Source organism: Spirulina sp. 06S082 (assembly GCF_034932145.1).
Classification (GTDB): domain Bacteria; phylum Cyanobacteriota; class Cyanobacteriia; order Cyanobacteriales; family Spirulinaceae; genus CCY15215.
In genome coordinates, this window is record NZ_JAYGHV010000141.1 from 1 (window position 1) to 22,940 (window position 22,940).

The 22,940-nt window shown below is 41.1% G+C and carries 23 protein-coding genes; 11 read left to right on the forward strand and 12 right to left on the reverse strand.

What is annotated here, in order from left to right:
- The first annotated feature begins 384 nt into the window (after positions 1-384).
- A complete protein-coding gene (locus VB714_RS10290) occupies positions 385-2,115 on the forward strand; it encodes a carbamoyltransferase (protein ID WP_323223761.1) in 1,731 nt (576 codons plus the stop codon).
- A 109-nt stretch (positions 2,116-2,224) separates the two neighbouring features.
- Here VB714_RS10290 and VB714_RS10295 read toward each other — a convergent pair whose 3' ends face one another.
- Together VB714_RS10295 and VB714_RS10300 are read right to left on the reverse strand one after the other, a co-directional pair.
- Positions 2,225-3,127, reverse strand: coding sequence for a 50S ribosomal protein L11 methyltransferase (locus VB714_RS10295; protein WP_323223763.1), 903 nt, complete (start codon positions 3,125-3,127; stop codon positions 2,225-2,227).
- 4 nt (positions 3,128-3,131) lie between these two features.
- On the reverse strand, positions 3,132-4,526 hold the full coding sequence (locus VB714_RS10300; protein ID WP_323223765.1) for an MATE family efflux transporter: 1,395 nt from the start codon (positions 4,524-4,526) through the stop codon (positions 3,132-3,134).
- Between the two features lie 158 nt (positions 4,527-4,684).
- Here VB714_RS10300 and VB714_RS10305 point away from each other — a divergent pair, with 158 nt between their 5' ends.
- Entirely contained in the window at positions 4,685-4,810 is a 126-nt protein-coding gene (locus VB714_RS10305) for a hypothetical protein (protein WP_323223767.1), read from the forward strand.
- Positions 4,811-4,912: 102 nt separating this feature from the next.
- A complete protein-coding gene (locus tag VB714_RS10310) occupies positions 4,913-5,767 on the forward strand; it encodes a universal stress protein (protein WP_323223768.1) in 855 nt (284 codons plus the stop codon).
- Positions 5,768-5,985: 218 nt separating this feature from the next.
- Here the strand turns inward: VB714_RS10310 and psbM are convergent, their stop codons facing one another.
- The 3 genes from psbM to VB714_RS10325 all read right to left on the reverse strand — a co-directional run bounded on the left by psbM (position 5,986) and on the right by VB714_RS10325 (position 9,648).
- Complete coding sequence (psbM, locus tag VB714_RS10315) at positions 5,986-6,096, reverse strand: photosystem II reaction center protein PsbM (protein ID WP_323223770.1); 111 nt, start codon at positions 6,094-6,096, stop codon at positions 5,986-5,988.
- 597 nt (positions 6,097-6,693) lie between these two features.
- Positions 6,694-7,581: an SDR family NAD(P)-dependent oxidoreductase gene (locus VB714_RS10320; protein WP_323223771.1), complete on the reverse strand. Its 888-nt coding sequence runs from the start codon at positions 7,579-7,581 to the stop codon at positions 6,694-6,696.
- Between the two features lie 168 nt (positions 7,582-7,749).
- The gene (locus VB714_RS10325) at positions 7,750-9,648 is read right to left on the reverse strand and encodes a DUF6745 domain-containing protein (RefSeq protein WP_323223773.1); all 1,899 of its coding nucleotides are present in this window, start codon (positions 9,646-9,648) and stop codon (positions 7,750-7,752) included.
- Positions 9,649-9,918: 270 nt separating this feature from the next.
- Here VB714_RS10325 and VB714_RS10330 point away from each other — a divergent pair, with 270 nt between their 5' ends.
- The gene (locus VB714_RS10330) at positions 9,919-10,602 is read left to right on the forward strand and encodes a response regulator transcription factor (protein WP_323223775.1); all 684 of its coding nucleotides are present in this window, start codon (positions 9,919-9,921) and stop codon (positions 10,600-10,602) included.
- A gap of 185 nt (positions 10,603-10,787) precedes the next feature.
- Positions 10,788-12,137: a glutathione-disulfide reductase gene (gene gor, locus VB714_RS10335; RefSeq protein ID WP_323223777.1), complete on the forward strand. Its 1,350-nt coding sequence runs from the start codon at positions 10,788-10,790 to the stop codon at positions 12,135-12,137.
- Between the two features lie 82 nt (positions 12,138-12,219).
- Here the strand turns inward: gor and VB714_RS10340 are convergent, their stop codons facing one another.
- From VB714_RS10340 to egtC, 5 genes are all read right to left on the reverse strand, one after another.
- A complete protein-coding gene (locus VB714_RS10340; protein ID WP_323223778.1) occupies positions 12,220-12,600 on the reverse strand; it encodes a hypothetical protein in 381 nt (126 codons plus the stop codon).
- A gap of 255 nt (positions 12,601-12,855) precedes the next feature.
- Positions 12,856-13,224: an SH3 domain-containing protein gene (locus VB714_RS10345; protein ID WP_323223780.1), complete on the reverse strand. Its 369-nt coding sequence runs from the start codon at positions 13,222-13,224 to the stop codon at positions 12,856-12,858.
- A gap of 88 nt (positions 13,225-13,312) precedes the next feature.
- The gene (locus VB714_RS10350) at positions 13,313-13,477 is read right to left on the reverse strand and encodes a hypothetical protein (RefSeq protein ID WP_323223781.1); all 165 of its coding nucleotides are present in this window, start codon (positions 13,475-13,477) and stop codon (positions 13,313-13,315) included.
- A gap of 4 nt (positions 13,478-13,481) precedes the next feature.
- On the reverse strand, positions 13,482-14,744 hold the full coding sequence (locus tag VB714_RS10355; protein ID WP_323223784.1) for an SUMF1/EgtB/PvdO family nonheme iron enzyme: 1,263 nt from the start codon (positions 14,742-14,744) through the stop codon (positions 13,482-13,484).
- Positions 14,719-15,507, reverse strand: coding sequence for an ergothioneine biosynthesis protein EgtC (gene egtC, locus VB714_RS10360; protein WP_323223786.1), 789 nt, complete (start codon positions 15,505-15,507; stop codon positions 14,719-14,721). Before egtC ends, VB714_RS10355 begins: the two co-directional genes overlap by 26 nt.
- A gap of 12 nt (positions 15,508-15,519) precedes the next feature.
- Here egtC and VB714_RS10365 point away from each other — a divergent pair, with 12 nt between their 5' ends.
- Positions 15,520-15,894, forward strand: coding sequence for a DUF952 domain-containing protein (locus tag VB714_RS10365; RefSeq protein ID WP_323223788.1), 375 nt, complete (start codon positions 15,520-15,522; stop codon positions 15,892-15,894).
- Between the two features lie 59 nt (positions 15,895-15,953).
- Here VB714_RS10365 and alr read toward each other — a convergent pair whose 3' ends face one another.
- Positions 15,954-17,126 (reverse strand): alanine racemase, encoded by a 1,173-nt coding sequence (alr, locus tag VB714_RS10370; protein ID WP_323223790.1) that lies wholly within the window; start codon positions 17,124-17,126, stop codon positions 15,954-15,956.
- Between the two features lie 479 nt (positions 17,127-17,605).
- Positions 17,606-17,734 (reverse strand): hypothetical protein, encoded by a 129-nt coding sequence (locus tag VB714_RS10375; protein WP_323223792.1) that lies wholly within the window; start codon positions 17,732-17,734, stop codon positions 17,606-17,608.
- Between the two features lie 81 nt (positions 17,735-17,815).
- On the opposite strand from VB714_RS10375, the gene VB714_RS10380 reads away from it, so the two are divergent.
- The 5 genes from VB714_RS10380 to VB714_RS10400 form a co-directional block, all read left to right on the forward strand.
- A complete protein-coding gene (locus tag VB714_RS10380; RefSeq protein WP_323223795.1) occupies positions 17,816-18,538 on the forward strand; it encodes a DUF4114 domain-containing protein in 723 nt (240 codons plus the stop codon).
- A 117-nt stretch (positions 18,539-18,655) separates the two neighbouring features.
- Complete coding sequence (gatA, locus tag VB714_RS10385; protein ID WP_323223797.1) at positions 18,656-20,143, forward strand: Asp-tRNA(Asn)/Glu-tRNA(Gln) amidotransferase subunit GatA; 1,488 nt, start codon at positions 18,656-18,658, stop codon at positions 20,141-20,143.
- Between the two features lie 99 nt (positions 20,144-20,242).
- Positions 20,243-21,343, forward strand: coding sequence for a hypothetical protein (locus tag VB714_RS10390; RefSeq protein WP_323223799.1), 1,101 nt, complete (start codon positions 20,243-20,245; stop codon positions 21,341-21,343).
- Positions 21,344-21,359: 16 nt separating this feature from the next.
- Positions 21,360-22,223: a DNA adenine methylase gene (locus VB714_RS10395; protein ID WP_323223801.1), complete on the forward strand. Its 864-nt coding sequence runs from the start codon at positions 21,360-21,362 to the stop codon at positions 22,221-22,223.
- Between the two features lie 44 nt (positions 22,224-22,267).
- On the forward strand, positions 22,268-22,940 hold a 673-nt coding region (locus tag VB714_RS10400), incomplete at its 3' end, for an alpha/beta hydrolase (protein ID WP_323223803.1).

Genomic DNA, 22,940 nt, shown 5'->3' on the forward strand with positions numbered 1-22,940 from the left:
CCACAGCTATTTTTTAGCCAAGGGATGTAGGAGTCTGTTGACAGACTTGGAGAAAGCGCGGTTTTAACAAGGTGCTGTGGGCGGAACTATTTCCGCCCTTTAAAAGCGCCGCCCGCTTTCGGTGGATCAACCACAGAATCCCCGTCTTTTTAAAGCGGGGAGATGTCAAATCAAGAGATCCAAGCTAAGTAAAGGAGACTCTCGCTCCATGCCATCCCAAATGGGGTTGCAGAGCATTCTTTAATTCGTTATATCGGCTCATGGGGTTTCTGACAGAGATGCTCAATTCTGATGAAACCCCATTCTGCCCTTCTTTTCAAGTCTTTTGTCCTGTACTGAGTAATACTGAGTAAAAAAGTAGCTTTCTCAACTCAAAGAAAAATCATGGTTGATTCTAACTCCTACATTTTGGGCATTAATTGCGTCTATCACGAATCATCAGCCTGTTTGCTCAAAGATGGTCAAATTATTGCCGCAGTTGAAGAAGAGCGGTTTACTCGAGTCAAACACGCAAAGCTTGCCAGTGTTGACAATCCAGATGTATTGCCGGTTAATGCTATCTCATTTTGCTTAAAGGAGGCTGATATAACATGGAATGACATTAATTTCATTGGCTATTCCTTCGAGCCGAAAAAATGGGCTACACAACTGGATAAATCAGCCACGATACCAGGAGAGAGAAAAGAAGGATGGGGAACCATTGAAGGAGAAGAAATCTTCGAGCGCAAACTCAAAGACATTCCCTACAAATTGTGCCAGTTAGATCAGGAAGATATTACAGATAAGTTTTTGTGGCTTCCTCACCATTTATGTCACGCAGGAAGTGCTTATTTTGTTTCTCCTTATTCAGAAGCTGCTGTTTTAGTGGTGGATGGTATCGGTGAAGTAGAATCAACGACACTCTACCGAGGAAAAGACAATATTCTCTCGGAGATCGAAGCGATCGCTTGCTATCCAGATAGTCTCGGCACTCTCTGGGAAACCATATCTGTCCTAATGGGTTTTAGCAAATATGATGCAACTAAAGTTATGGGATTAGCTGCCTATGGCAAAGAAGATCAAGAATATTTAGAAATGTTCAAAACATTTGTTAAGGTTCAAGGGCCAATATTTACAATCGATCCGGAAGTTTTACAAGATAATGACTTTACCGACGATTGCAGCGAATTGGAAAATCTCTTCGGTTTACAGAAGCGAAAACTCAATGAGAAACTCGAACAAAAACACGCAGATATTGCTTTAGCGTTACAAAATCTAACGGACACAATTCTCTTAAATATTGCCAACTATCTCTACGATCGCGTCCAGAGTCCCAATCTTTGTCTGGCAGGTGGTGTTGCTTTAAATTGTGTTTCCAACCAGATATTACAAGAGAAAAGTCCTTTTAAAAATCTCTATATTCAACCGGCTGCCCACGATGCAGGAACGGCAATTGGAGCAGCTTATTGTATTTGGAATCAAACTTTAAGGAAACCGCGATCGTACATAATGAAAACCCCCTATTTGGGTCCGGACTATTCTTCAGAAGAAATTCAAACTGTTCTCGATCGCAATCAGCTTCAATATTCCCAAGTTGACAATATAGAAGAGATGACTGCTACATTAATCTCTGAAGGCAATGTAATCGGTTGGTTTCAAGGAAAGATGGAAATTGGTCCTCGTGCCTTGGGAAATCGGAGTTTAGTGGCAGATCCAAGAAATCCGAATATGAGGGAAATAATGAATCAAAAGGTGAAGCATCGGGAAGATTTTCGACCTTTTGCCCCTTCTGTATTGGAGGAATATGCTCAGGATTGGTTTAAACTTCCGGGAGATTCTTTAGCTCTAGGTTTCATGTTATTTGCTTGTGATGCTCTAGAAGACAAACAAAGTTTAATTCCTGCTATCCTGCACGTGGATGGAACGAGCCGAGTTCAAGTAGTGAATCAACAACTCAATCCCAAATATCACCGATTAATCCAAGCATTTTATCAAATAACGGGCGTTCCTTTAGTTTTAAATACTTCGTTTAATGACACGGAACCTATTGTTTGTAGCCCAGAAGATGCAGTTAAGACTTTTCTCAAAACTAAGATTGATTATCTCGCAATTGGCGATTTTTTAGTTAGGAAGTAATTCTAAATTTGCTGAAGCCTAGATTTGACGGCAATCGCGAGAACCTGCGATCGGTAATTACCTCCAATTTAACTCAAGTTAAATTGGAAGTAATTATATTTTTGTTCAGTTAACTTAAACAAGGTTTAAGTTGATATTCAGGGACAGGAATTTCCCAATATTGTTCGTAGATCTTTTGAGAAGATTTAACCTCAATATTCTTTAAACCCTTTTCGTAGTGAATGACGCAAAGGTGAATATGAGTGATACTATCCTCTTTTGCCTTTTGCCGTAAACCATCGATCTGTTCTATCGTGCCTATCTTCAAGTTAGCGAGATCGTCCATAACCTCATCAAAAGTCAGAACATAAGGATTAAGCAAAACGGTGGTTGTGCCGGACAAATACTTTTGAATCAAATCTAACAAAAGAGTAGGTTTTTCTTGGTTTCCCGGTGCAGCAGTGACAATTTGGGCATGACCATCTTCTTTTAAATATTCATCCAAACGAGCAAAAATTTTGTCGAGAAAGTCGAGTCCATAAGGTCCAGCAGCTGAGTGATAGAAGTAATCCATCCCAGGGGGGGTCGGCTCAAAAGGAGGATTCGAGATAATATAATCAAACTGTCGTTCTTGTACTGGTTGCCAAATCTTTTCTTGACCGTCGAGAACTGTAATTTTATCTTCCACTCCATTGAGGATAAAATTAAAGCCGGCAAAGTTTTTGGCCCTAGGGTTAATCTCCAGTGCTGTTACGCTTTTAGCTCCCTTAGAAACAGCAGCAATTGACAAGACTCCCGATCCCAAACCAATCTCCAATACCTCAGCATTTTGCATTTTATCCTGCCTGAGTTCATCAAGAAAAAATTGCTGTTCGGCAAAAATGGGGAAGACTTGATCGAGTGCTTGATAATCCAATCGATCGGTCAATATGAGAAAATTGTCGATGAGATTGAGACGTTTATCCTCTAGGGCAGATTGAAGAAGTTTAAGGGCATCCATCGCGATCGCAAGTCTAAGTAAATTGGCTAACAAGGTTTTAATCAATAGTATCAGGTTCTTTGATAAGAAGCAGTAATCGCTGATAAAAACGGATGCCAAGAAAAATAGTGGCCATTGTCCATCCTAATGTGAGTCCCCACCAAAAACCATAGATTCCTCTTCCCAGGATAAACCCAAGGATATAGGCACTAACTGCACCAATTACCCAGTAGGACAACAGATTAATAAACATGGGAATGCGCGTATCTTTTAAACCCAATAAAATTCCATTGGCGATTAAATTAAGACTGAAAACGAATTGAAAAACCGCAGTCACGGGTAAGAGCAAACGAGCGATCGCCACGGTTTCGAGATTGGCTGGATCGTTCAAATCTAAATAAATCCAGATGAAGCGATCGGGAAAGAATCCCAATCCTAAACTGGCTAAACCTGAAACCAAGATGGCGATCGCTACCCCAATTCCCACAACGCGAGGAATATTGTCCCACTTTTTTTCTCCGGAACTTTGGCTCACTCGTATGGTTAAAGCATAGCTCAGTCCAACGGGGATGAGGAATAAGATTTCATTAGTCTGAAAGGCAATTTCATTCGCTGAAAGGGTTGCTGCACCTAAATATCCCATTAATAATGTCGTCACTGTGGGCAATCCTAAATCGGCTGCATTTTGTAAAGATACAGGCCAACCGATTTGTAGGATTTCCCCGAATAACTGGCGATCGAAGTGCAGAATCTCACTAAAAATTCGGTAGTCTCGCAGTTGATATCTAATGATGGCGATCGCCGCGATCGCCATCAACCAAAACACGATGGTACTGGCCCAACCCACTCCGGCAATTCCCAGGGGAGGTAAACCCCAACTACCAAAAATCAGTCCATAATCGGCAATTCCATTCACAATTGCACCACAGAACATAATTGTCGTCACGATCTTGGGTGTATTAAGAGCGCTTGCCACTTGTTCCATAATGTAGAGACTCAAGATCGCCGGAATGCTCCAGACAATAGCGTGAAAATAGATTTGTGCCAAAGCAACAATTGCTGCTTTTTGACCGATCCAGAGAAGCAGAGTAGGAGCGTACCACAACAGGAGCATAATGGGCAAACAGAGAAATCCCGCCAGCCAAAACCCTTGGGCAACAATGCGAGGAATTTTCTCAACATCCTTAGCGCCAAAAGCCTCTGCTACAAAGACATTGAGCGATCGTATCAGCCCGTAACAAGTAAATGTCAAAGTATAAAACGAAATCGCACCTAAAGCACCAGCCGCCAGAATTTGACTACCCAGCATCCCCATCATGATGGTATCGACGGTGCTAATGCTGGCCTGAATCAGTTGACTGGCTGAAAGAGGTATCGCTAAATTCAAAAGAAGGCGCAGTTCAGAAAATAGTTTAGATTGCCACAAATCTGATGGCAAAAAAGTGTTTTGCATGAGAAATATTGAAAAATCCTGATTTGACATACTCTCACCGCTAAACGCTTGAGCGTTCTAGCGGTCAGACCCCGCGTCGCCGAAAGGCGCAAGCGGTCAGACCCCGCGTCGGCGTAAGACGCAAGGAAAATATCGTTGGGATGCTTAGTTTAGAAACAATGGGTTATTATTCTGAAAAACCGGGCAGTCAAGAATATCCCCTCGATTTATTAAATTTAGTTTATCCCATTGGTGTAATCTCGTTGGAATGGGTAGGTCCTATCGATTCGATCGCATTTCGTTAAATTTTTCCTGCCAAGATCGGCGTATTCTGAAAAGAGAAGACTGTACGCCAATCAAAAGCAAACACCTGTTTAGAACGACACAATTGGGAGGTAACTTTAAAGATGATCAAAAAAATATTATTGGCAGATTCCGGAACGGGGAATTCTCAGGAAATATTGCTATCTTTGCGCGATTTACCCGCTATTCAGGGAATACCTACTACTGTTCTGCACGTTGTCCCATCCCAAGTTGCCAAAGAAACGATGGAAAGCAAAATGGCAGAAGGGGATGATATTCTCGCCAAGGCAGTACAAGCCTTACAAACTGAGGCTAACCCGGTTACAACCTTGAAACGCCAAGGAGAACCGAAAGATACAGTCTGTCAAGTTGCGGAAGAAATTGACGCTGACCTAATTATTATGGGATCGCGGGGACTCAAGCGCCTCGAATCGATTTTGGAAAATTCTGTCAGTCAGTATGTTTTTCAATTGGCAAAGCGTCCCATGCTTTTAGTTCGGGATGATATTTACGTCAAAAAGATCAAACGGGTTATGATTGCTCTGGACAAATCGCAATCCTCTAAGTTTAGTTTAGAGCTTGCCCTCTTTTTACTCCGTAATGCCAAAAATGTTGAGTTAATTTTAGCACGGGTTAACCCCGATTTAGACCCTAAATTACTCCCTCTCTCTAAAAAAGAAGTTGAGGAGAATCCAGTTATTTCCGCCGCCATACCCATAGTAAAACGCATGGGTATTCCTTACCGTTGTGCTGTAACGGGAGGTAAACCTGGACAGTCACTGTGTCAGCTTGTTGATGAATACAATGCTGATTTGCTGATTTTAGGTTCTCCCGATCGCCGTCCCTCGGTGGCTAAAGCGCTTCCCGATTTAGATCGTCTCTTGGGAACATCTCTCTCGGATTATGTGCGGGTTAATGCCAATTGTCCGGTACTTTTAGCACGAAACACGGAAAGCTGAGTTTTATAGTTGATAGTTGATAGTTGATAGTTGATAGTGAAGAAGAAGAGGGACAGGGTGATTTTTTGCTCTTCTGTAGGTTCTTTGTTATTGACATTTCTCTATTACTCTGTTCAATGAAATAAAGGATGAGATTAGAGTATATTCTAATCTCATCCTTTGTTTTTTAATCGGTTTTTCAAAAGTAGATCAAACAAAATTCTGGACAGGAAACTTGATTAACTATTACCCTTCTGACTTGCAGTTTGAATGTACAAAATCAGAAGAAAAACGGAAGGCACTAATACAAATAGAATAGTTGCCACAAATCCTAATTCATTAACTTGCATTTTACTTACGCTCCCTAAGCGCTCTGAAAATCAATATTCTTCAGGATATCATTACAATTATCAATTATCAATGCTACTGCTTGAGTCGGGTCAATTCGGATGGGGATTGCCGCGATCGCCTTGGGTTAAAAAAGGGGAGAAATAAGCTATACTCCTTTCTCCCCCATACTTTTTCTTTCCTATCTCACGATTTTATTGGGAGAGATAGGGGTCTTGAACAGTTCTCCCGCGCAGTCCCCATCTAAAATCTTAATTTAGATGGGGTTAGCGGGAGAAATCATTTGGTGTTAGACTCAGTTCTGGGAGTGTAGGGTACGGTAAAAGCCTTTTAGCTGGAGACACGACCCCGATCTCCTCAGAGTTTAAAACTCTGCTATCTCCCTCAACAGGCTCGAGACTAACGGTTGATTCAAGTTTATCAGCTGACCAACAAGAATGGTTTTGCTTAGTCTTTCTGGAGTGTTCTCTAGCTAAAGTTCTAAGGACACGCTGAGAACGCCAGCTTTTCCGGGAGCGTCAGAAAAAAAGTTAAGAGGTTATTCTGGCGAAAGAATCCCCCACCATAATCTCTGATTTGGTTGGGGAGCATTCAATCAGTCAAGCGGGTTCCAAGTCATAACCCGGTTTGCCGATCGCTGGTGGCTGTACCGATTCGGGGGCGGCTAGGGTGACGATTTTCTCCATTAACCAAGGGATAGTCCCACTGGCGATCGCAGAGACTTTACTTTGCCAATCCACAAAGATTTCATTCTCGTCTTTATTTAAGCCGGCAATTAACGCCTTGGCAACTCGTTCCGGGGTTGTGGGGGCAACCCATTTGAACAATTCCGTATGTCGCACCATATCGGTATCCGTGAGGGAAGGAAGCAAGGACACCACCCGCACGTTTTTGGCAGCTAATTCCGATCGCAATGCCTGGGTAAATCCGACGATGGCAAATTTAGTCGCGGAGTAGGTGGCAAAGGTGGGAGCGGCAATTTTGCCCATGAGACTAGAAACGTTAACGATGGTTCCTTCTCGTTTGGCAGCCATACGCCGCGCAATCAGCCGCGTGACGGTGTACATTCCCAACAAGTTAACCTGGAGTTCTTTTTCCGCTTGGTGGGGTTGAGAACTTAAAAAGGAGGTTTGATGGGCAACTCCGGCATTATTGACGAGGAGGTGAATCGGTCCGAAGTCCCGCCAGGCTTTGGCCATGGCGATACTGACTTCGGAGGTGTTGGTTAAATCGACGGAAATAGGTACGACTTCGATGTTTGGGTTGATTTCTTGGACTTCTAATGCAACGGTATTGAGGCGATCGCGATTGCGGGCAACGAGGAGTAAGCGCCCGATTCCTTGGCGTGCAAATTCCAACGCGATGGCTTTGCCAATGCCCCGCGATGCTCCTGTAATTAGCGCTGTTTTGCTTTGTATCAACGACGATTTGATAGGTTGATGGGATGGGTGTTTGGGTTTGAGGGTGTGTTTTTGCAGAGTTTTCATAGTTTTCTCCCTCTACTTGTTGTCTGGTTTCACTCTAATGGTTATTACATTTTGTAAAGATGACTTGACACAGGTTCCAATATGATCTCTGTCACACCAACTGGGAAATTTTCCAGTTCGGATTTTGTTCAACTTGGGAAATGGCGATCGCACTTTTGTAACTGGCGATTAAGTTTGTACGGAAAATTCTTCAGGATCGATGTCCCAATTTACCCATGTAATTGCTTCTCTAGCAGAGTTTATATTGGGAGGGACGCGCAAAGCATGAATATGTCCGGTACTGGGACAGATCATTTTTAGTAAGTAAATGGGTTCTTCTGTGAATTCTTCGCCGTCCCATTCTTCTTCATTAAGAGGTTTTTCCTCTAATTTTATATCAATTTCTAAATCGATTTTTAAGAGGCTGTATTCTTGCCAAGTGTCTATTTCTACCGCTTGCAATTCTTGACAGATTTTAGCATAGCCGATGCCTTGAATGAGGGCGCGGCGAAGTTCGGCATTTTCTTCGGATAGTATCCATTGCGATCGCCATTGAGAGGGAGAAAGTTTGCCGTATTTTTCAGGAAGTATTACGCCATGATAAGCATAGATGCTAAATCCATCAGCAAATTGAATGGCGGGTTTTCCTTCTGCGTGAAGGCGATCTTCTGAGTCAAAGGAAAGAATTCTAGGGCGATCGCATACTAAACAAATATCTTTAAAAGGAAATATCCAGCTACTACATTCTATAGCTAAATCTTGATAAAGTTTCCATGCTTTTGACTCATGTACACAGTTTAAAACAGAAATACAAAACTCTAAATATCCTCCTTGAGCCAACGATTCTATCAATATAGACATGATTTCACTGATAATTTCCCGATATGGAATAGAATCAAATTCGTCCCATACATTTTCATGAAGAAACTCTATTCTGTTCTCTATGATAAAGCATTTTTCTTTGATGATAAAGCATTTTTCTTGGTCGAAAATTGTTGCTCCCTTGAAATCGTTTAACTGACAATCTATTTGGTTAATAAGATTGCTAAATATCTCCTCTTCTGAAAAAGGAATTATTGAGCTAGGATTCATAGATTCAAGGTTTTTTACAATCTCTTTAGGACTTTTACAAAAAATAAATTTAGGTTTTTGTAGATCGAGCCAAACATAAATATTTTCAATCGCATCAATGGCTCTATCGAATTCTATTGGAGTTGTCGAAAAAGCCAGGTCAGACCATTTTTTATAATAGTTTTTAATCATATCTATTTGTTCTGATTTAATTTCCTCAATCAGAAAGCCTGTTGAAGCAGCAAGTATTGTTTTATATGATGGATCGTTTTCATCAAGAAACCATTCAAGTCTCTGTTTATTAGAAGTGATTTTAAAATTACTATATTTTTCTGGTAGTATTCGACCTTGATAAGCATAAATTGCATAATTATCGGCAAATTCAATTGCAGGTTTTCCATTCGCAGAAAGCTCTCCATCGCGATCAAAATTTAATTCTCTGGGGCGATCGCAGATAATACAAAAATCCTCAAAAGCGAAAACCAAACCACAATTACTAACAATCGCGTTAAGAGCCGTCCAAAGGGAATCACTGTGATAAAATTCTAAAACGGAAATGCAAAAATCATACCAGCTACATCGAGATGTCCAGACTCTAGAAGCAATACTAATATTCACTTTCTGTTGTATTTTAAATTGAAGTTTCTGATTTATATCTCTCTCTAATTCCATATACCATGATTCAATATAAAATCCTAAATTTTGTGATAGTTTTGTAATTATATTCTTAGGTATTGTTTCATATATTTCTACAGTTAAAATAGCACTGAGTCTCCCAAGCACACTCCACTTTATTTGATGCTCATCTAATCTTTCGATTAGAATTTGAGAGGCAGCTAAAGGACTATCAACAAACACAATCTCTGGAACTTTCTTCCCTACTATAATATACCCATTTTCGACAGCTTCTCTAGCTTGCTGACGATCGATCGCATCTGTCGAAAGTGCAATTTTCTGCCACTTTTCACGATACACAGGAATCATTTTTTCTTGTTCTGGCGAAAGTTCAAAAAGCATAATTACCAATTTTCTTAATATTTTAACTAGAAATGCGATCGCACAAACTTATCTGCCTCATTTTTTAATTGATATTTTTAGATATTTTATAGGCGATCGCTAAATCAACATCTTAACATAGAACAATTGAGCCTTACCGGGGAAAAAACGTTGGCAATGTTTTGCGAATTTTTTCAAAAAAATTCCGTAACATTTCGTAATTATTTACCCCCTGAAGCCAAAAGTTAAACATAGGGTGTAAACTCAGGTTGAGAATATCTTGTTTAATCAATGTCTTTACTCATCTTGGTAGTGGACGATAATCCCGGTATTCGCTTGGCCATCAGCGACTACCTCGAACTGTCCGGCTATTCGGCGATCGCAGCCCAAGATGGTAAGGAGGCATTGTCTTTATTAGCATCGTCCCATCCCCATTTAATGGTCGCTGACATTAAAATGCCGAAAACCGACGGCTACGAACTGGTGCAACAAGTTCGCCGTCGGCCGGAATTTCGCCTGCTTCCCGTCATTTTCCTCACCGAACGCAATACCACCGCAGAACGCATTCGCGGCTATCAGGTGGGGTGCGATCTCTATCTTCCCAAACCTTTTGAAATGGAAGAATTAGGTGCAGCCATTCGCAACTTATTAGAGCGATCGCAAATGGTTCAAAGTGAGTTGCGTTTTTCCAACTCGGACGCACTTCCATCCCAAACTCTACACTCTTCCTTTGGCGATCGCCCAGAATCCTCTTCTATTCCATTAACCCCGACTATTTCTTTACATTTAACCAAGCGAGAGCAAGAAGTATTAGACCTATTAACCCAAGGTTTATCTAACATCGAAATTGGTCATTCTCTCCATTTGAGTCCCCGCACCATCGAAAAATATGTCAGTAGCCTACTGAGAAAAACCGACACCAACAAACGAGCCGAATTAGTTCGTTTTGCCCTTGAGAATCAATTGGTGCGGTAGGGGGGTGGGGGGAGTGTGGGGAGATGGGGGAGATGGGGGAGTGTGGGGAGTGTGGGGAGTGGGGGGAGTGTGGGGAGTGTGGGGAGTGAGGGAGGTGGGGGAATAATAAACAACTAACAACCAACAACTAACAACCAACAACCAACAACTAACAACCAACAACTAACAACCAACAACAAATCATTATGAGTTACGATTACGATCTTTTTGTCATTGGTGGCGGTTCCGGCGGTGTTGCAACTGCTCGACGTGCTGCTCAATACGGTGCTAAAGTGGCGGTTGCTGAAAGCGATCTCTTGGGAGGAACTTGCGTCCATCGCGGTTGCGTCCCCAAGAAATTTATGGTTTATGCTTCTCATTTTCCCAATCAATTTGTAGAATCTAGCGGCTATGGCTGGACGGTGGGAGAATATTCTTTTGATTGGTCGAAACTAACAACCGCCGTTAATAATGAAACGACGCGGTTAAAGGGTATTTATGAAGGAATGTTGGATAAGTCCGAAGTGGAAGTGTTTAATGCCCATGCTAAATTTATCGATGCTCATACAGTCGAAATAGGAGATAAAAAGGTAACGGCGGATAAAATTCTCATCGCAGTGGGAGGAAAACCCCATCGCCCTAGCAATATTCCGGGGATCGAACACGCGATCGTTTCTGATGATATTTTCCATTTTCCCGAACAGCCTAAGCGCGTTGTTATTTTAGGAGGAGGTTATATCGGCTGCGAATTTGCTTGCATTCTCAATGGTTTGGGTAGTGAAGTCACCCAAGTTATCCGCGCTGACAAGATTTTACGCGGTTTTGATGACGATCTTTGCACTACGATTCAAGAAGCGATGCAGAAACATGGCGTTCGTTTATTGAATAATTGCCCAGATATGGCGATTGAAAAGACGGAGGAGGGTTTAAAGGTAACGGTGAAAGGAGAGGGAGAAGAGACGGTTATTGCTGATGTGGTGGGATTTGCTGCTACGGGACGCAAGCCTAATTTGGACAATTTGGGGTTAGAAAATACCAAGGTTGAAGTGAAGAAGGGGGCGATCGCGGTTAATGAATACAGTCAAACTGCCGAAGAGAATATTTATTCCGTGGGAGACTGTACCGATCGCATTAATTTAACTCCTGTGGCAATTAATGAGGGACGGGCTTTTGCTGATACGGTATTCGGTGGCAATTCTCGGACTATGAGTTATGAAAATGTTCCTTCGGCGATCTTTACCACTCCTGAAGCGGGTACCGTGGGCTTAACGGAAGCGGAAGCGCGAGAAAAATATGGGGACGAGATTAAGGTATATCGTTCCAAATTTCGTCCCATGTACTACACTCTCGCGGGGAAAGATGAGAAAACCTTAATGAAACTCATTGTCCATACTGAAAGCGATCGCGTTATTGGGGCGCACATGGTGGGAGATCATGCGGCGGAAATTATCCAAGGGGTGGCGATCGCCTTGAAGACTGGAGCCACGAAAGCTAATTTTGATGCTACGGTGGGCATTCATCCCAGTTCTGCGGAAGAGTTTGTTACCATGCGCTAACGTCGGTTGGACAGCACTACCACTAAAGAAAGAGGAGAACAAACTATGTTCTCCTCTTTCTCATTTATTCAGCTTGACAAAATTACCGTTTCATGCCTTTAGCCATGTTACGGAACATATCCATACTGGTATCGGTAGAAGATGCAGTACGGCGAGGAGTTACGCTGGGCTGAGAGGTGGTGGAAGCAGTAGGGGTAGAGGGAGTTGAGAAACCGGGGCGATCGTCGAGGGTTTTTTCTTCTGTTGCGGTGAATTGTTTAACTACAGCAAAAGAACCACCATTAGCAACATTACCGGGGAAGGTGTGCTTAACGGTGTTGGGTTTACGCATATATTCAATGTTACCCATCGTTTTCGCGTCATCGGGGCTGAGGTAGAAATCCGTGCTATTAGGATTATCTCCAGCATTTGCCTCATCTACATACTTGGTGCGACCGCCAAACAAGCCAAAAAATCCAGCCATCTTTAATCTCCTGTTTCTTAAAAACTTTATTGCATTATATTACGAATATTATCAAAAGTTATAACAAAAATCAAGTAGGGGTTTGGTCCCCAAACCCATGAGAAATGGCGCTGAGAAATGGCGCGATCGCCTTCCATCTCGTCGAAGTATAGAGGCGATAGTCGAGTTAAATGAGATGCACCCGATTTTGGTTTAGAGGTTTGGTCCCCAAACTCCCGAGAAATACTGTCAGTGAAGCTAATGTATAGCAAGCAATTATTGGGTCCAACAGTCTAAATAATCTGAATTCACCCACCCTTCTACACCATTTAATTGTCTTGTCGGACCGTCAACAATACGAATGTATGCCCAACGACCTTCACGATCTAATAATCTTACCGTATTGCCATTATTCAATCCGGCTCGGCTTTCTCCACCTGGGTTAAAACGGACAGCCAGTTGACCCGTGCGAATGCGAGCTACGGTACAAAAAACCCGTCCTTGACTGAGTAAGATTTCTTCAGTGCTTTTAGTGGAATTCACATTTTCCGCACTGTTTACCCGAGGGGTTAACAAAGAAGAAGACATCGCACTCAAACCTAAAATAACGCTTACAGTTAATAGCGATCGAGGGAAAATTTTCATTGTATCTATCTGTTAAGTTCTCTTTTTATTATTGTTAGCCACACAAAAACGATATGTCAAGAGGGTGACAAGCAATCTTTACTTTTATTTACAAAATTATTTTGCTCAGAAATGGCGCGATCGCCTTCCATCTCGTCGGAATTTGGCGATAAAACTCGTCGGAGGGTTTGGAGTCGGAGGGTTTGGAGTCGGAGGGTTTGGAGTCGGAGGGTTTGGAGTCGGAGGGTTTGGAGTCGGAGGGTTTGGAGACCAAACCCCTACATTGCACAGCGAAAACCGACTAGAATTTGTCGCACCCAGGGATGATACCAATTGCGAAAACTTGCTCTAAAACTCCAAGGATGAGTAGCCCAACTTCCTCCACGTAACACTCGATGTTTGTTATCAACATAGACTTGAGAATAGCCTCGATAGGGATAAAATTCAAACCCGTTATACCCCGAAAATAAAGAACTTGTCCACTCCCAAACATTCCCCATCATATCCCAACATCCCCAAGGACTTTGCCCATTAATATAAAGGTTAACAGGGGTTGTATGACCGATGAATGTATTATAATTACAATATTGAGAATTAGGTGCATTGTTTCCCCAAGGATAGAGTAATTTTTCTCCTATTTTTGCATCCCAACTTGCCGCTTTTTCCCATTCTGCTTCTGTGGGTAAACGTTTCCCTGTAAATGTTGCATAAGCCTCAGCTTCATAATAACTTACACCGCAAACGGGATGCTCTTTCCAATCAGGAGAATCACGCCAATATAACGGTTGTACAACAGGATTCTTTTGCAACCATTGCCAACCCATTTTAGACCAAAACTCAGCTTTTTGATAGCCTCCTGCTGCCATGAATTCTTGATACTGCTGGCAAGTCACGGGAAAGCGATCGATTTGATAAGTATCGAGATAAACTAAATGTTCGGGACGTTCATTATCTTGTGCTTCAATGTTATTATTTCCCATCAGGAATTCTCCGGCGGAAATTGTTACCATCGCATCGGAAATATTGGTATTAAAACTAGAGGGAGAAGAAGGGCGATCGCGTCTCTGTAATGGAGAGAATTCTTGCAATTTTTTCCAGCGTAATAGTTGCAGGAGAAACACAATTGTTTCGTTATGTTGGTTTTCATGTTGCAGCAACCAATACAACAAACGTTCTTGTTGCGCGATCGGTGCAATTTCCAAATATTTAAAAACGCGATTTCTGACGGTTTCTAAATAGTCTTGAATGACGGAAAAAGAGGGTAAATTTTGCCGTTCTTCTTTCCGCAAACCATCAGCAGTTAAAAGTTGACGATATTCGGGAAATAGCGGTGCTTCTCCCGCACAATGTTCTAAAATCCACAAACTCTCGGTTAAAGCAATATGACCCAAATGCCATCCGACTGGACTAAAATCTGGGTGTGCTTGTTGACAAAATTCCTCGCGGGTACAATCGGTAAATAATTCTAAAGTGCGATCGCGGACATGAATCATATTTTGGCGAATTGTCTCGCGTTTAGAAGGGAGAGATGTTAACTTCAAGGTTTTCCTCAACAATAAGAATATGATGTTCTAGGCAAGGCTTCCAGTTTCCCTTAAATAGGGGTTCGGAGGCAAGAATTACGGCATCAGGATAGTTAGGATCGTCTCGCAACCAATAGAGGGTTGGTACATCTTCAAAGGTTGAATAGCGACAGGCAATGAGACGATTTCCTGTATCAACGATTGTAGCAGCAATGAATTTAAGATTTTGTTTTTTGCATAACTCGCCAACTTGATTCACAGCTTTGGCCATTGCCTCTTCTATGGTCGTGTTAGAATTGGCTTCTAAGTAGGTTAGAATTAAGGCACAAAGATATTCTGAGTCTGTATTGCCTTTAATCCAAATTTCTGCTTTAGGACTGAGTAAGTCATGGATAGTACGGCGTAATTTGTGGCGAAAATGTTCGATATAACCATTATGAACAAACATGAGGCGATCGCGCACAAAAGGCTGACAATTCCCCAAGTCTACTGCAAGTCCAGGGGTAGCACTGCGAACATAACTTAAAATGTTGTTAGATTCGACATAGCGACTCAGTTGTGGTAGATTAATATCATTCCAGATGGGTAGAATATTTTTATAAGTATAAGGATTTTCTTCTCGTTGGGGATGATACCAACCTACTCCAAAACCATCGGCATTGAGTAAAGCAACGTGCATTTCTTGGGGTTGATAACTCTGCACGATGAGAGAATGTTTCGGTTTGTAGAGAAGGCGATCGAGTTGAATGGGGACACCGAGATAGCCAAGCAAGCGACACATGAGCGGATTATAATGTTACAGAAAAACAAAAAAGGCGATCGAGACATGAACACAATCATACACATTACCAGCCGAGAAAAATGGTTACAAGGGCAAGAAAAAGGAATTTATCGTTGTGAGTCTCTGGATACAGAAGGGTTTATCCACTGTTCTAAAATAGAACAAGTTGTGACAACAGCGAATCGCTTTTTTCGAGGACAGGGAGGATTAGTTTTGCTGGCGATCGCACCTTCTCTGGTTGATGCTGAAATTAAGCAGGATAAAGTTCCTTCGCATGGTTGTTTTCCCCACATTTACGGGGAATTAAATCTTGATGCGGTGATACGAGTTGTGACATTTGAACCCAATGAGGAGGGAGAGTTTGAGTTTCCTGTAGAATTTGGCTAAAAAATCCCCAATAATACCTCGATCTTTCGTCAATAAAAGCATAGCTCACCTGAATATAATTAACAATAAACCCGAGGTAAACGACGTTTAAACCCGCAAAGAATTTCCCAAGAAATTGTACCAATGCGATCGCTCCATTCTTCTGCTAAAATAGTATCTCGATCGCCTTTCCCAATTAATGTTACTACTTCTCCAGGTTGCAGATCGGGAAAACAACTCACATCTAGCATGAGTTGATCCATTGTAATTGAGCCAATTTGCGGGACTCTTTGCCCTCTTAGCAAGACTTCCATCTTATTACTTAACAAACGCGGGACTCCATCGGCATAACCGATCGCAACGACGGCGATCTGAGTGTGGCGATCGCTAACATAGCGATGTCCGTAACTAACTCCGGTATGAGGAGGAATTGTTTTTACTTGTGTAATTCTCGCCTTCACTTGTAAAACAGGTTTAAGGTCAATACGACCTTGCAAATGAGGAGAAGGATATAAACCATAGAGTGACAGTCCTACCCGCACTAAATCATAATGTAGCGCGCGATCGCTTAATGTGGCCGCAGAATTGGCAATATGCAGAAGAGGAGAAATAATACCCTGTGCTTTTAAATGGGCGATCGCCTCCTGATAGCGTTGGTGTTGTACATCCATAAAAGTGCGATCGGGGTCATCGGCGGTGGCAAAATGAGAATAGATACTAGCAAGTTTAAGTTGGGGTAATTGCTGCACAAACTGCACAAATTCTACAGTTTTCCTCCAAGAAGTTCCTAAACGCGACATTCCCGTGTCTATATTGAGATGTACCGGAATAGTGGTCTTTAACTGTGCCAAAGTATCAGAGAAAATTATGGCCTGTTGAGATGTACAAAGGGTGGGTTGCAAGCGATAATCGACAATGGCTGCAATTTCTGCTGGGTTGTTAATTGCCCCTAAAATCAAAATAGGCGCATTTATCCCCGCTTTTCGCAGTGCGATCCCTTCCTGAGATGTCGCTACTGCACACCATTTCGCCCCTGCTGCTAAAGCGGTTTTTGCTACTGTAACAGCCCCGTGACCATAACCATCTGCTTTGACCACTGCCATTAATTGTGAAGGCGATCCGGTTGCTACACTTTGCGATCGCAAAAGTTGGATAATTTGTGTCACATTATGACTCAATGCTCCCAGATCGATTTCAATCCAAGCACGCTGATATTCTGTATGGGCGTATTGGTTTTCGTAACTCAGTACCATTGTTCGCTCCTCGATCGCCTCATTGAGAACTCCAATTTAGCACTTACAAGATTTGCCCCCTAGCCCCCAAATCTGGGGGAACTGGAGTCAAACAATACAGATGTTGTACTAGGATCGATCTCAAACCTTACAAGAAGCGTAGATGGTCAATAGTGAAGTCTGGAACGATCGTTTCTAGATGAGAATCAGTATTCAGCATCAGAGTATAAAGAGTTTAAACCGCCATCACTCTAATGGTTTTGAAGGATTAGAAGGCGATCGGCTGCTACTTTTGGCGCAAGATTTTTGCTGTTTTTTAAGCTATTATGGGAATTTTCTATCTCAGTGGAGTTGCTAAAAAATCTAAAGAGATTGTGAGTTATTTGCCTAAAATGCTTCCTATATTTCCGTTGATGTGTTATTATGAGTATGGCTAATGTGCCAATACAAGATAGCAGTATGGAGATCTTTTCGGGGCAGCACTTTTGTGTCTGCCTTTTTTATTGGGTTGCGATCGCGCTTGAGTAGACAGAGGCGCGATCGGCTATAACGAGGAAATATAAAGACTCTATTGGGAGAATAAAGATATCTGTAAAGAATTGATGAAGTTCCCAAAAGACTATGGACATTACTCAGTCAATCGGCTTAAATTTATAGTAGTTACGAATATAGAAATCTATAGGTAGTTAAGGATACAGAGGAAAGAAATCATGAAAGCTAAATTTTTAACAGGTCTAGTTGCAGCCACCGCCGCGATCGCCACCGCCTTTATGGGAGGAACAGCCGAAGCGAGTAATCTCAAAACCAGCGATCCCGCTTTTTACGACCTTCTGGTTAACACCTATTTGTTAAAATCTGGTGGAGAAGGGAAAGAATTAGCCAACTATGCCGATTATGCTCTCAATGGCAACATTAAGGCACTGGGAAGCAGCGTTGATGTCTTCTTCATTGATACCGACTTGGGTTACGAATCGCAAGCCTTGTATGAAGATCGCATTACCTACAATGTTAACGGTGGTGCAACCCAGCAAGCCTTTAATGCCGATGGCACAAACCGGGTTGACAATAGCCTACAGCAAGTAGATCATGGCGAAGGATTCACCATTGGCACAACTGCGGGAGATATCCTCGATTTCAGTTTGTGGACTAAAGAATGGGGAGGTAAAAATCTCTACTATGGTGCAGATGCAAGCGCCAACATCGATAGCTTACAACATATAGTTTCCTACGAAGTTCAATACGGTGGCTTTAACTGGCTGTACCTCGGTTGGGAAGATATTAAGGGAGGAGGCGATTTAGATTTCAATGATGCGGGGATCGTGCTTAAAGGTGTTGCCGTCTCGAAAGATGTTCCCGAACCCGGTGTAACCTTAGCATTATTGGGCGTAGCCGCAGGAACAATGGGTTTGCGTCGTCGTAAGAATGCTGCTTAATTTAAAGATAAAACTTGAGATTTAAAGCAAAACTTGAATTTTTTAAGAGGGGCGAAAGGTTTCGCCTCTCTTTCTGTGTACACTGTAAGATGGTTCACCCCTAAACAAGTATCCCGCATGGCTTCGATCCGCGAACTACACAAACAATTAATCCGTAAAGAACGCTCTGCTGTTGAGATTGCGACAGAAGCATTAGACCGTATTCAGAGACTCGAACCCCAACTCCATAGCTTCTTGCACGTGATGGGCGATCGCGCTTTGGCACAAGCAAAAGCCGTCGATGATAAAATTGCAGCCGGGGAAGCGATCGGTTTACTCGCAGGAATTCCCATCGGCATTAAAGATAATATGTGTATGCGCGGGGTGCCCACCACCTGCGGGTCGCGAATTTTAGAAAATTTTGTTCCCCCCTACGAATCTACCGTCACCCAAAAACTGCAAGATGCAGGGGCAATTTTAGTCGGCAAAACCAACCTCGACGAGTTTGCCATGGGGAGTTCCACGGAGAATTCCGGCTATGGGAGAACCTGTAACCCTTGGGATCGCGATCGCGTACCTGGAGGCTCTTCGGGAGGCTCTGCGGCGGCGGTAGCAGCCGGAGAATGCACGGTAGCACTCGGATCGGATACTGGGGGGTCTATTCGTCAACCCGCTTCCTTCTGTGGAGTTGTGGGGATGAAACCCACCTACGGATTAGTTTCGCGCTTCGGTTTAGTCGCTTATGCTTCATCTTTGGATCAGATTGGTCCCTTTGGTCGCTGCGTCGAAGATACCGCCATTTTGTTAGGGGCGATCGCCGGACACGATGCCAAAGATTCCACCAGTTTAAAAGTTGAAATCCCCAATTATTGCCAGTTATTGCGCCCTAATTTTCGCCCCAGAACTCGTTTAAGAATTGGTGTAATTAAGGAAACGTTTGGCAGTGGCTTAGATTCTGTAGTGGAAAGTCGCGTTAAAACCGCGATCGAACAATTGCAACTTTTAGGAGCAGAAATTCAAGTTATTTCTTGTCCTCGATTTGAATATGGTTTACCCGCTTATTACATCATTGCACCTTCCGAAGCATCCGCAAACTTGGCTCGTTACGATGCGGTTAAATATGGCATTCGCGCCGAAGATGCAGACAATCTCATCGATATGTATAAAAAGACCCGTGCCAAAGGATTTGGCACGGAAGTTAAGCGCCGGATTATGTTGGGAACTTATGCACTTTCTGCGGGATATTATGATGCTTATTATCTCAAAGCGCAAAAAGTTCGCACCCTAATTAAACAAGATTTTGATTCAGCTTTTGAAAAAGTTGATGTTTTAGTTTGTCCCACTTCTCCCACGACAGCCTTTAAAGCTGGAGAGAAAACCGACGATCCCTTGAGTATGTATTTGTCGGATTTAATGACTATTCCTGTTAATTTAGCCGGATTACCTGCCTTGAGTATTCCTTGTGGATTTGACGACCAAGGTTTACCCGTAGGAATGCAGTTAATTGGGAAAGTATTGCGAGAAGATTTGTTATTACAAGTCGCCTATGCCTACGAACAATCAACAGATTGGCAGTTTTATAAACCCGATTTAACAGTTGCCACAAAACAACAGAAGAAATCATAAAAATGGAGTAATTCCAATCTATTTTATTTATCTTAGTTTCACCAGTAAGATAGAGTGAGAATTACTTCTTTCAGAAATTTTAATTTATCTAATAGTCTTATGGAAATTACAGGTGCAATTCAAGGTATCCAATATCAAGTAATGATTATACAGAAAATGAGAACATCAAAATTAAACACTTTTGATATTAATGATGCACCATCAAGTTGTATTGTTCAAGATGATGTAAACGAAATTGCAATAAGTAAATGGGTTTCTCCTAAAAGAACTCGTTCTTATCCGTATGCTAGAGTTTATGACACGATTAAAAAGAATAAAAGAGCTACTGTAATTCCTGTTATTAAAGATGAAGGGATTGACGGAGATCGAGACTTTTTACAATGGGATACGATTTCTTTGATGAGTTTGTTAGAAGTTCCTATTATTTTTTCGTATTATGATAGTGCAATAAAAAACACAAGTTATGAAAATAAGGTAACAAATTTAAAATTCAACCAAGATTGGGTAAAAATAAAAATATACGAATTATCAAATTATCAAAGTTCGGCATTACACTGGAATTTAAAAGAGATTCGTGAAATATTTTCTCAAGTTGTTGACCTCCAAATACAAGGTTATACTAAGATAAATGCAGAAACAGGAGTTGAATTTCATTCGGAAGCTGGATTTAAAAGATTTCAGAAAAACTTGACTAATAATCTAGAGGATTTTATGAAATCTTCTAGAGAAAGAGCAAAACAAGCTCAATCAAGTGAAATTGCAACAGTTCATATTGGAGAACGATTAGATTCTTTAACAAAATCAGCAATAACAATAACAAATTATTTAGGAGGAAAATATTTTTTCACTGTTGATGAAGTTTCTTTAGAAAATAAAAATCTTAAGTTAATAGAATCTAAACATACAAAATCAAGTTTAATTCCGTCAAAAGGAGATATTAAAGATGGACTATTGAAAATGATCCTTTACAGCAATTTAAGTTCTGTTTCTATTTTAGAACAAGGTGAGGTTCAAGCAAAACCCATTTTAAGGTTAACTTCTCCATATATAAAAGAAACAATAGATTCAAATCATCAAGATCGATTAGATGATTGGCTAAAAATTCATGAAGCAAAGAAATCTATGAAAACATTTATTACGGAATTGTTTAATGAAGCAAGAATCAATAATTTTTTGATAGAGTTAAAATATCAAGATTAGTTAGTGAATAAATATTATGTCTAAGTTTATTAAAAGTCCTCTACGTTATCCGGGAGGTAAATCTAGAGCAATCCAGAAGATAATTCGGTATATGCCGCATTCTTTTTCTGAATATAGAGAGCCTTTTATTGGTGGAGGTTCTATATTTATTTACTTAAAACAAAAATTTCCAAATTTAAAATTTTGGATTAACGATTTAAATACAGAGTTGTATTATTTCTGGAAAACATTAAAACTCGATCCAGAAAACTTAATAGAAGAATCAGAATTCATGAAAGATATTTATATAGATGGAAAATCTCTATTTAAAGAATTAGCGAATATTAATACAGAAGATTTAACAGGTGATGAAAGAGCTATTCGTTTTTTTGTTTTAAATCGAATCAGTTTTTCTGGAACAATCGAATCGGGTGGATTTTCTAAAGAATCCTTTCTCGATCGCTTTACTTATTCCTCCATAGAAAGATTAAAACCCTTACAAGAAATTTTAGAAAATACTAAAATCACAAACTTAGACTACAGCGAAGTTTTACAACAACCTGGAGATAATGTTTTCATCTTCTTAGATCCTCCTTATTTAGCTGCAACAAGTTCGAGACTGTATGGAAAACGAGGAAACTTGCATACATCCTTCGATCATCACCGCTTTGCCAATTTATTAAAAGATTGCCCTCATCAATGGCTAATTACCTACGATGACTCCCCAGAAATTCGCGAGAACTTTAAATTTGCTTATATCCATGAATGGGAGCTACAATATGGAATGAACAACTATAAACAGAAAACTGCTGGGAAAGGTCGAGAATTGATGATTACAAATTACCCAGTGAAAGAAGGAAATAATAAACCCGTACAGTTAAGTTTGAACCTAGAAGTGTGACACTTTTTATATTGTCCCTGTTTTTTATCTCATCTAATCCTCCAATGTCACTTACTTTTTTATTGCCCATTGCCGGAATTGGCTCTATTTACGTTTTCTTTTGCTTTGCCTTATTAAAATGGCAAAATCGTTTTATCTTTTTACCTTCTGCAAAACTCAGGAAAACACCTCAAGATTACGATCTAGACTATGAGGAAATCTGGATTTCTGTAGGAGAAGAAAAGTTAACGAAAAAACAGTCTGAAAAAATACATAGTTGGTGGATTCCTGCACCCCTACATTCTCAGGAAAATGGCGATCGCCGCACGATCTTATTTTTGCATGGTAATGCGTTTAATATTGGCGCAAATTTAGAACAAGCAGCAGTTTTCCATCGCTTGGGATTATCTGTATTTATGGTCGATTATCGCGGTTATGGTAAAAGTAAAGGTCAATTTCCCAACGAATCTCAAGTTTACGAAGATACCCAAATTTCTTTAGATTATTTAGCAAAACACAAAAATATTCCCTCCAAAGATGTTATTGTTTACGGACATTCATTAGGAGGCGCGATCGCGATCGAACTCGCAACTAAAAATCCCGATCTCGCTGCACTGATCATTCAAGGGTCTTTCACATCTCTTCGGGATATGATAGATTACGATAAGATTTTTACAGTTTTTCCTGTAGATTTATTATTGAACCATTATTTTGATTCCATTAATAAAATTGCAGCCT

What these genes read in the sequence shown, in the direction of transcription:
- alr (WP_323223790.1), bottom strand. Translation starts at nt 17,126, where the DNA reads ATGGTACTGAGTTACGAAAACCAATACGCCCATACAGAATATCAGCGT.
- VB714_RS10325 (WP_323223773.1), bottom strand. Translation starts at nt 9,648, where the DNA reads ATGCTTTTTGAACTTTCGCCAGAACAAGAAAAAATGATTCCTGTGTAT.
- VB714_RS10320 (WP_323223771.1), bottom strand. Translation starts at nt 7,581, where the DNA reads ATGAAAACTCTGCAAAAACACACCCTCAAACCCAAACACCCATCCCAT.
- VB714_RS10330 (WP_323223775.1), top strand. Translation starts at nt 9,919, where the DNA reads ATGTCTTTACTCATCTTGGTAGTGGACGATAATCCCGGTATTCGCTTG.
- VB714_RS10390 (WP_323223799.1), top strand. Translation starts at nt 20,243, where the DNA reads ATGGAAATTACAGGTGCAATTCAAGGTATCCAATATCAAGTAATGATT.
- VB714_RS10300 (WP_323223765.1), bottom strand. Translation starts at nt 4,526, where the DNA reads ATGCAAAACACTTTTTTGCCATCAGATTTGTGGCAATCTAAACTATTT.
- egtC (WP_323223786.1), bottom strand. Translation starts at nt 15,507, where the DNA reads ATGTGTCGCTTGCTTGGCTATCTCGGTGTCCCCATTCAACTCGATCGC.
- VB714_RS10375 (WP_323223792.1), bottom strand. Translation starts at nt 17,734, where the DNA reads ATGTCCATAGTCTTTTGGGAACTTCATCAATTCTTTACAGATATCTTT.
- VB714_RS10365 (WP_323223788.1), top strand. Translation starts at nt 15,520, where the DNA reads ATGTTACAGAAAAACAAAAAAGGCGATCGAGACATGAACACAATCATA.
- psbM (WP_323223770.1), bottom strand. Translation starts at nt 6,096, where the DNA reads ATGCAAGTTAATGAATTAGGATTTGTGGCAACTATTCTATTTGTATTA.
- VB714_RS10340 (WP_323223778.1), bottom strand. Translation starts at nt 12,600, where the DNA reads ATGGCTGGATTTTTTGGCTTGTTTGGCGGTCGCACCAAGTATGTAGAT.
- gatA (WP_323223797.1), top strand. Translation starts at nt 18,656, where the DNA reads ATGGCTTCGATCCGCGAACTACACAAACAATTAATCCGTAAAGAACGC.
- VB714_RS10290 (WP_323223761.1), top strand. Translation starts at nt 385, where the DNA reads ATGGTTGATTCTAACTCCTACATTTTGGGCATTAATTGCGTCTATCAC.
- VB714_RS10380 (WP_323223795.1), top strand. Translation starts at nt 17,816, where the DNA reads ATGAAAGCTAAATTTTTAACAGGTCTAGTTGCAGCCACCGCCGCGATC.
- VB714_RS10305 (WP_323223767.1), top strand. Translation starts at nt 4,685, where the DNA reads ATGGGTTATTATTCTGAAAAACCGGGCAGTCAAGAATATCCCCTCGAT.
- VB714_RS10345 (WP_323223780.1), bottom strand. Translation starts at nt 13,224, where the DNA reads ATGAAAATTTTCCCTCGATCGCTATTAACTGTAAGCGTTATTTTAGGT.
- gor (WP_323223777.1), top strand. Translation starts at nt 10,788, where the DNA reads ATGAGTTACGATTACGATCTTTTTGTCATTGGTGGCGGTTCCGGCGGT.
- VB714_RS10310 (WP_323223768.1), top strand. Translation starts at nt 4,913, where the DNA reads ATGATCAAAAAAATATTATTGGCAGATTCCGGAACGGGGAATTCTCAG.
- VB714_RS10395 (WP_323223801.1), top strand. Translation starts at nt 21,360, where the DNA reads ATGTCTAAGTTTATTAAAAGTCCTCTACGTTATCCGGGAGGTAAATCT.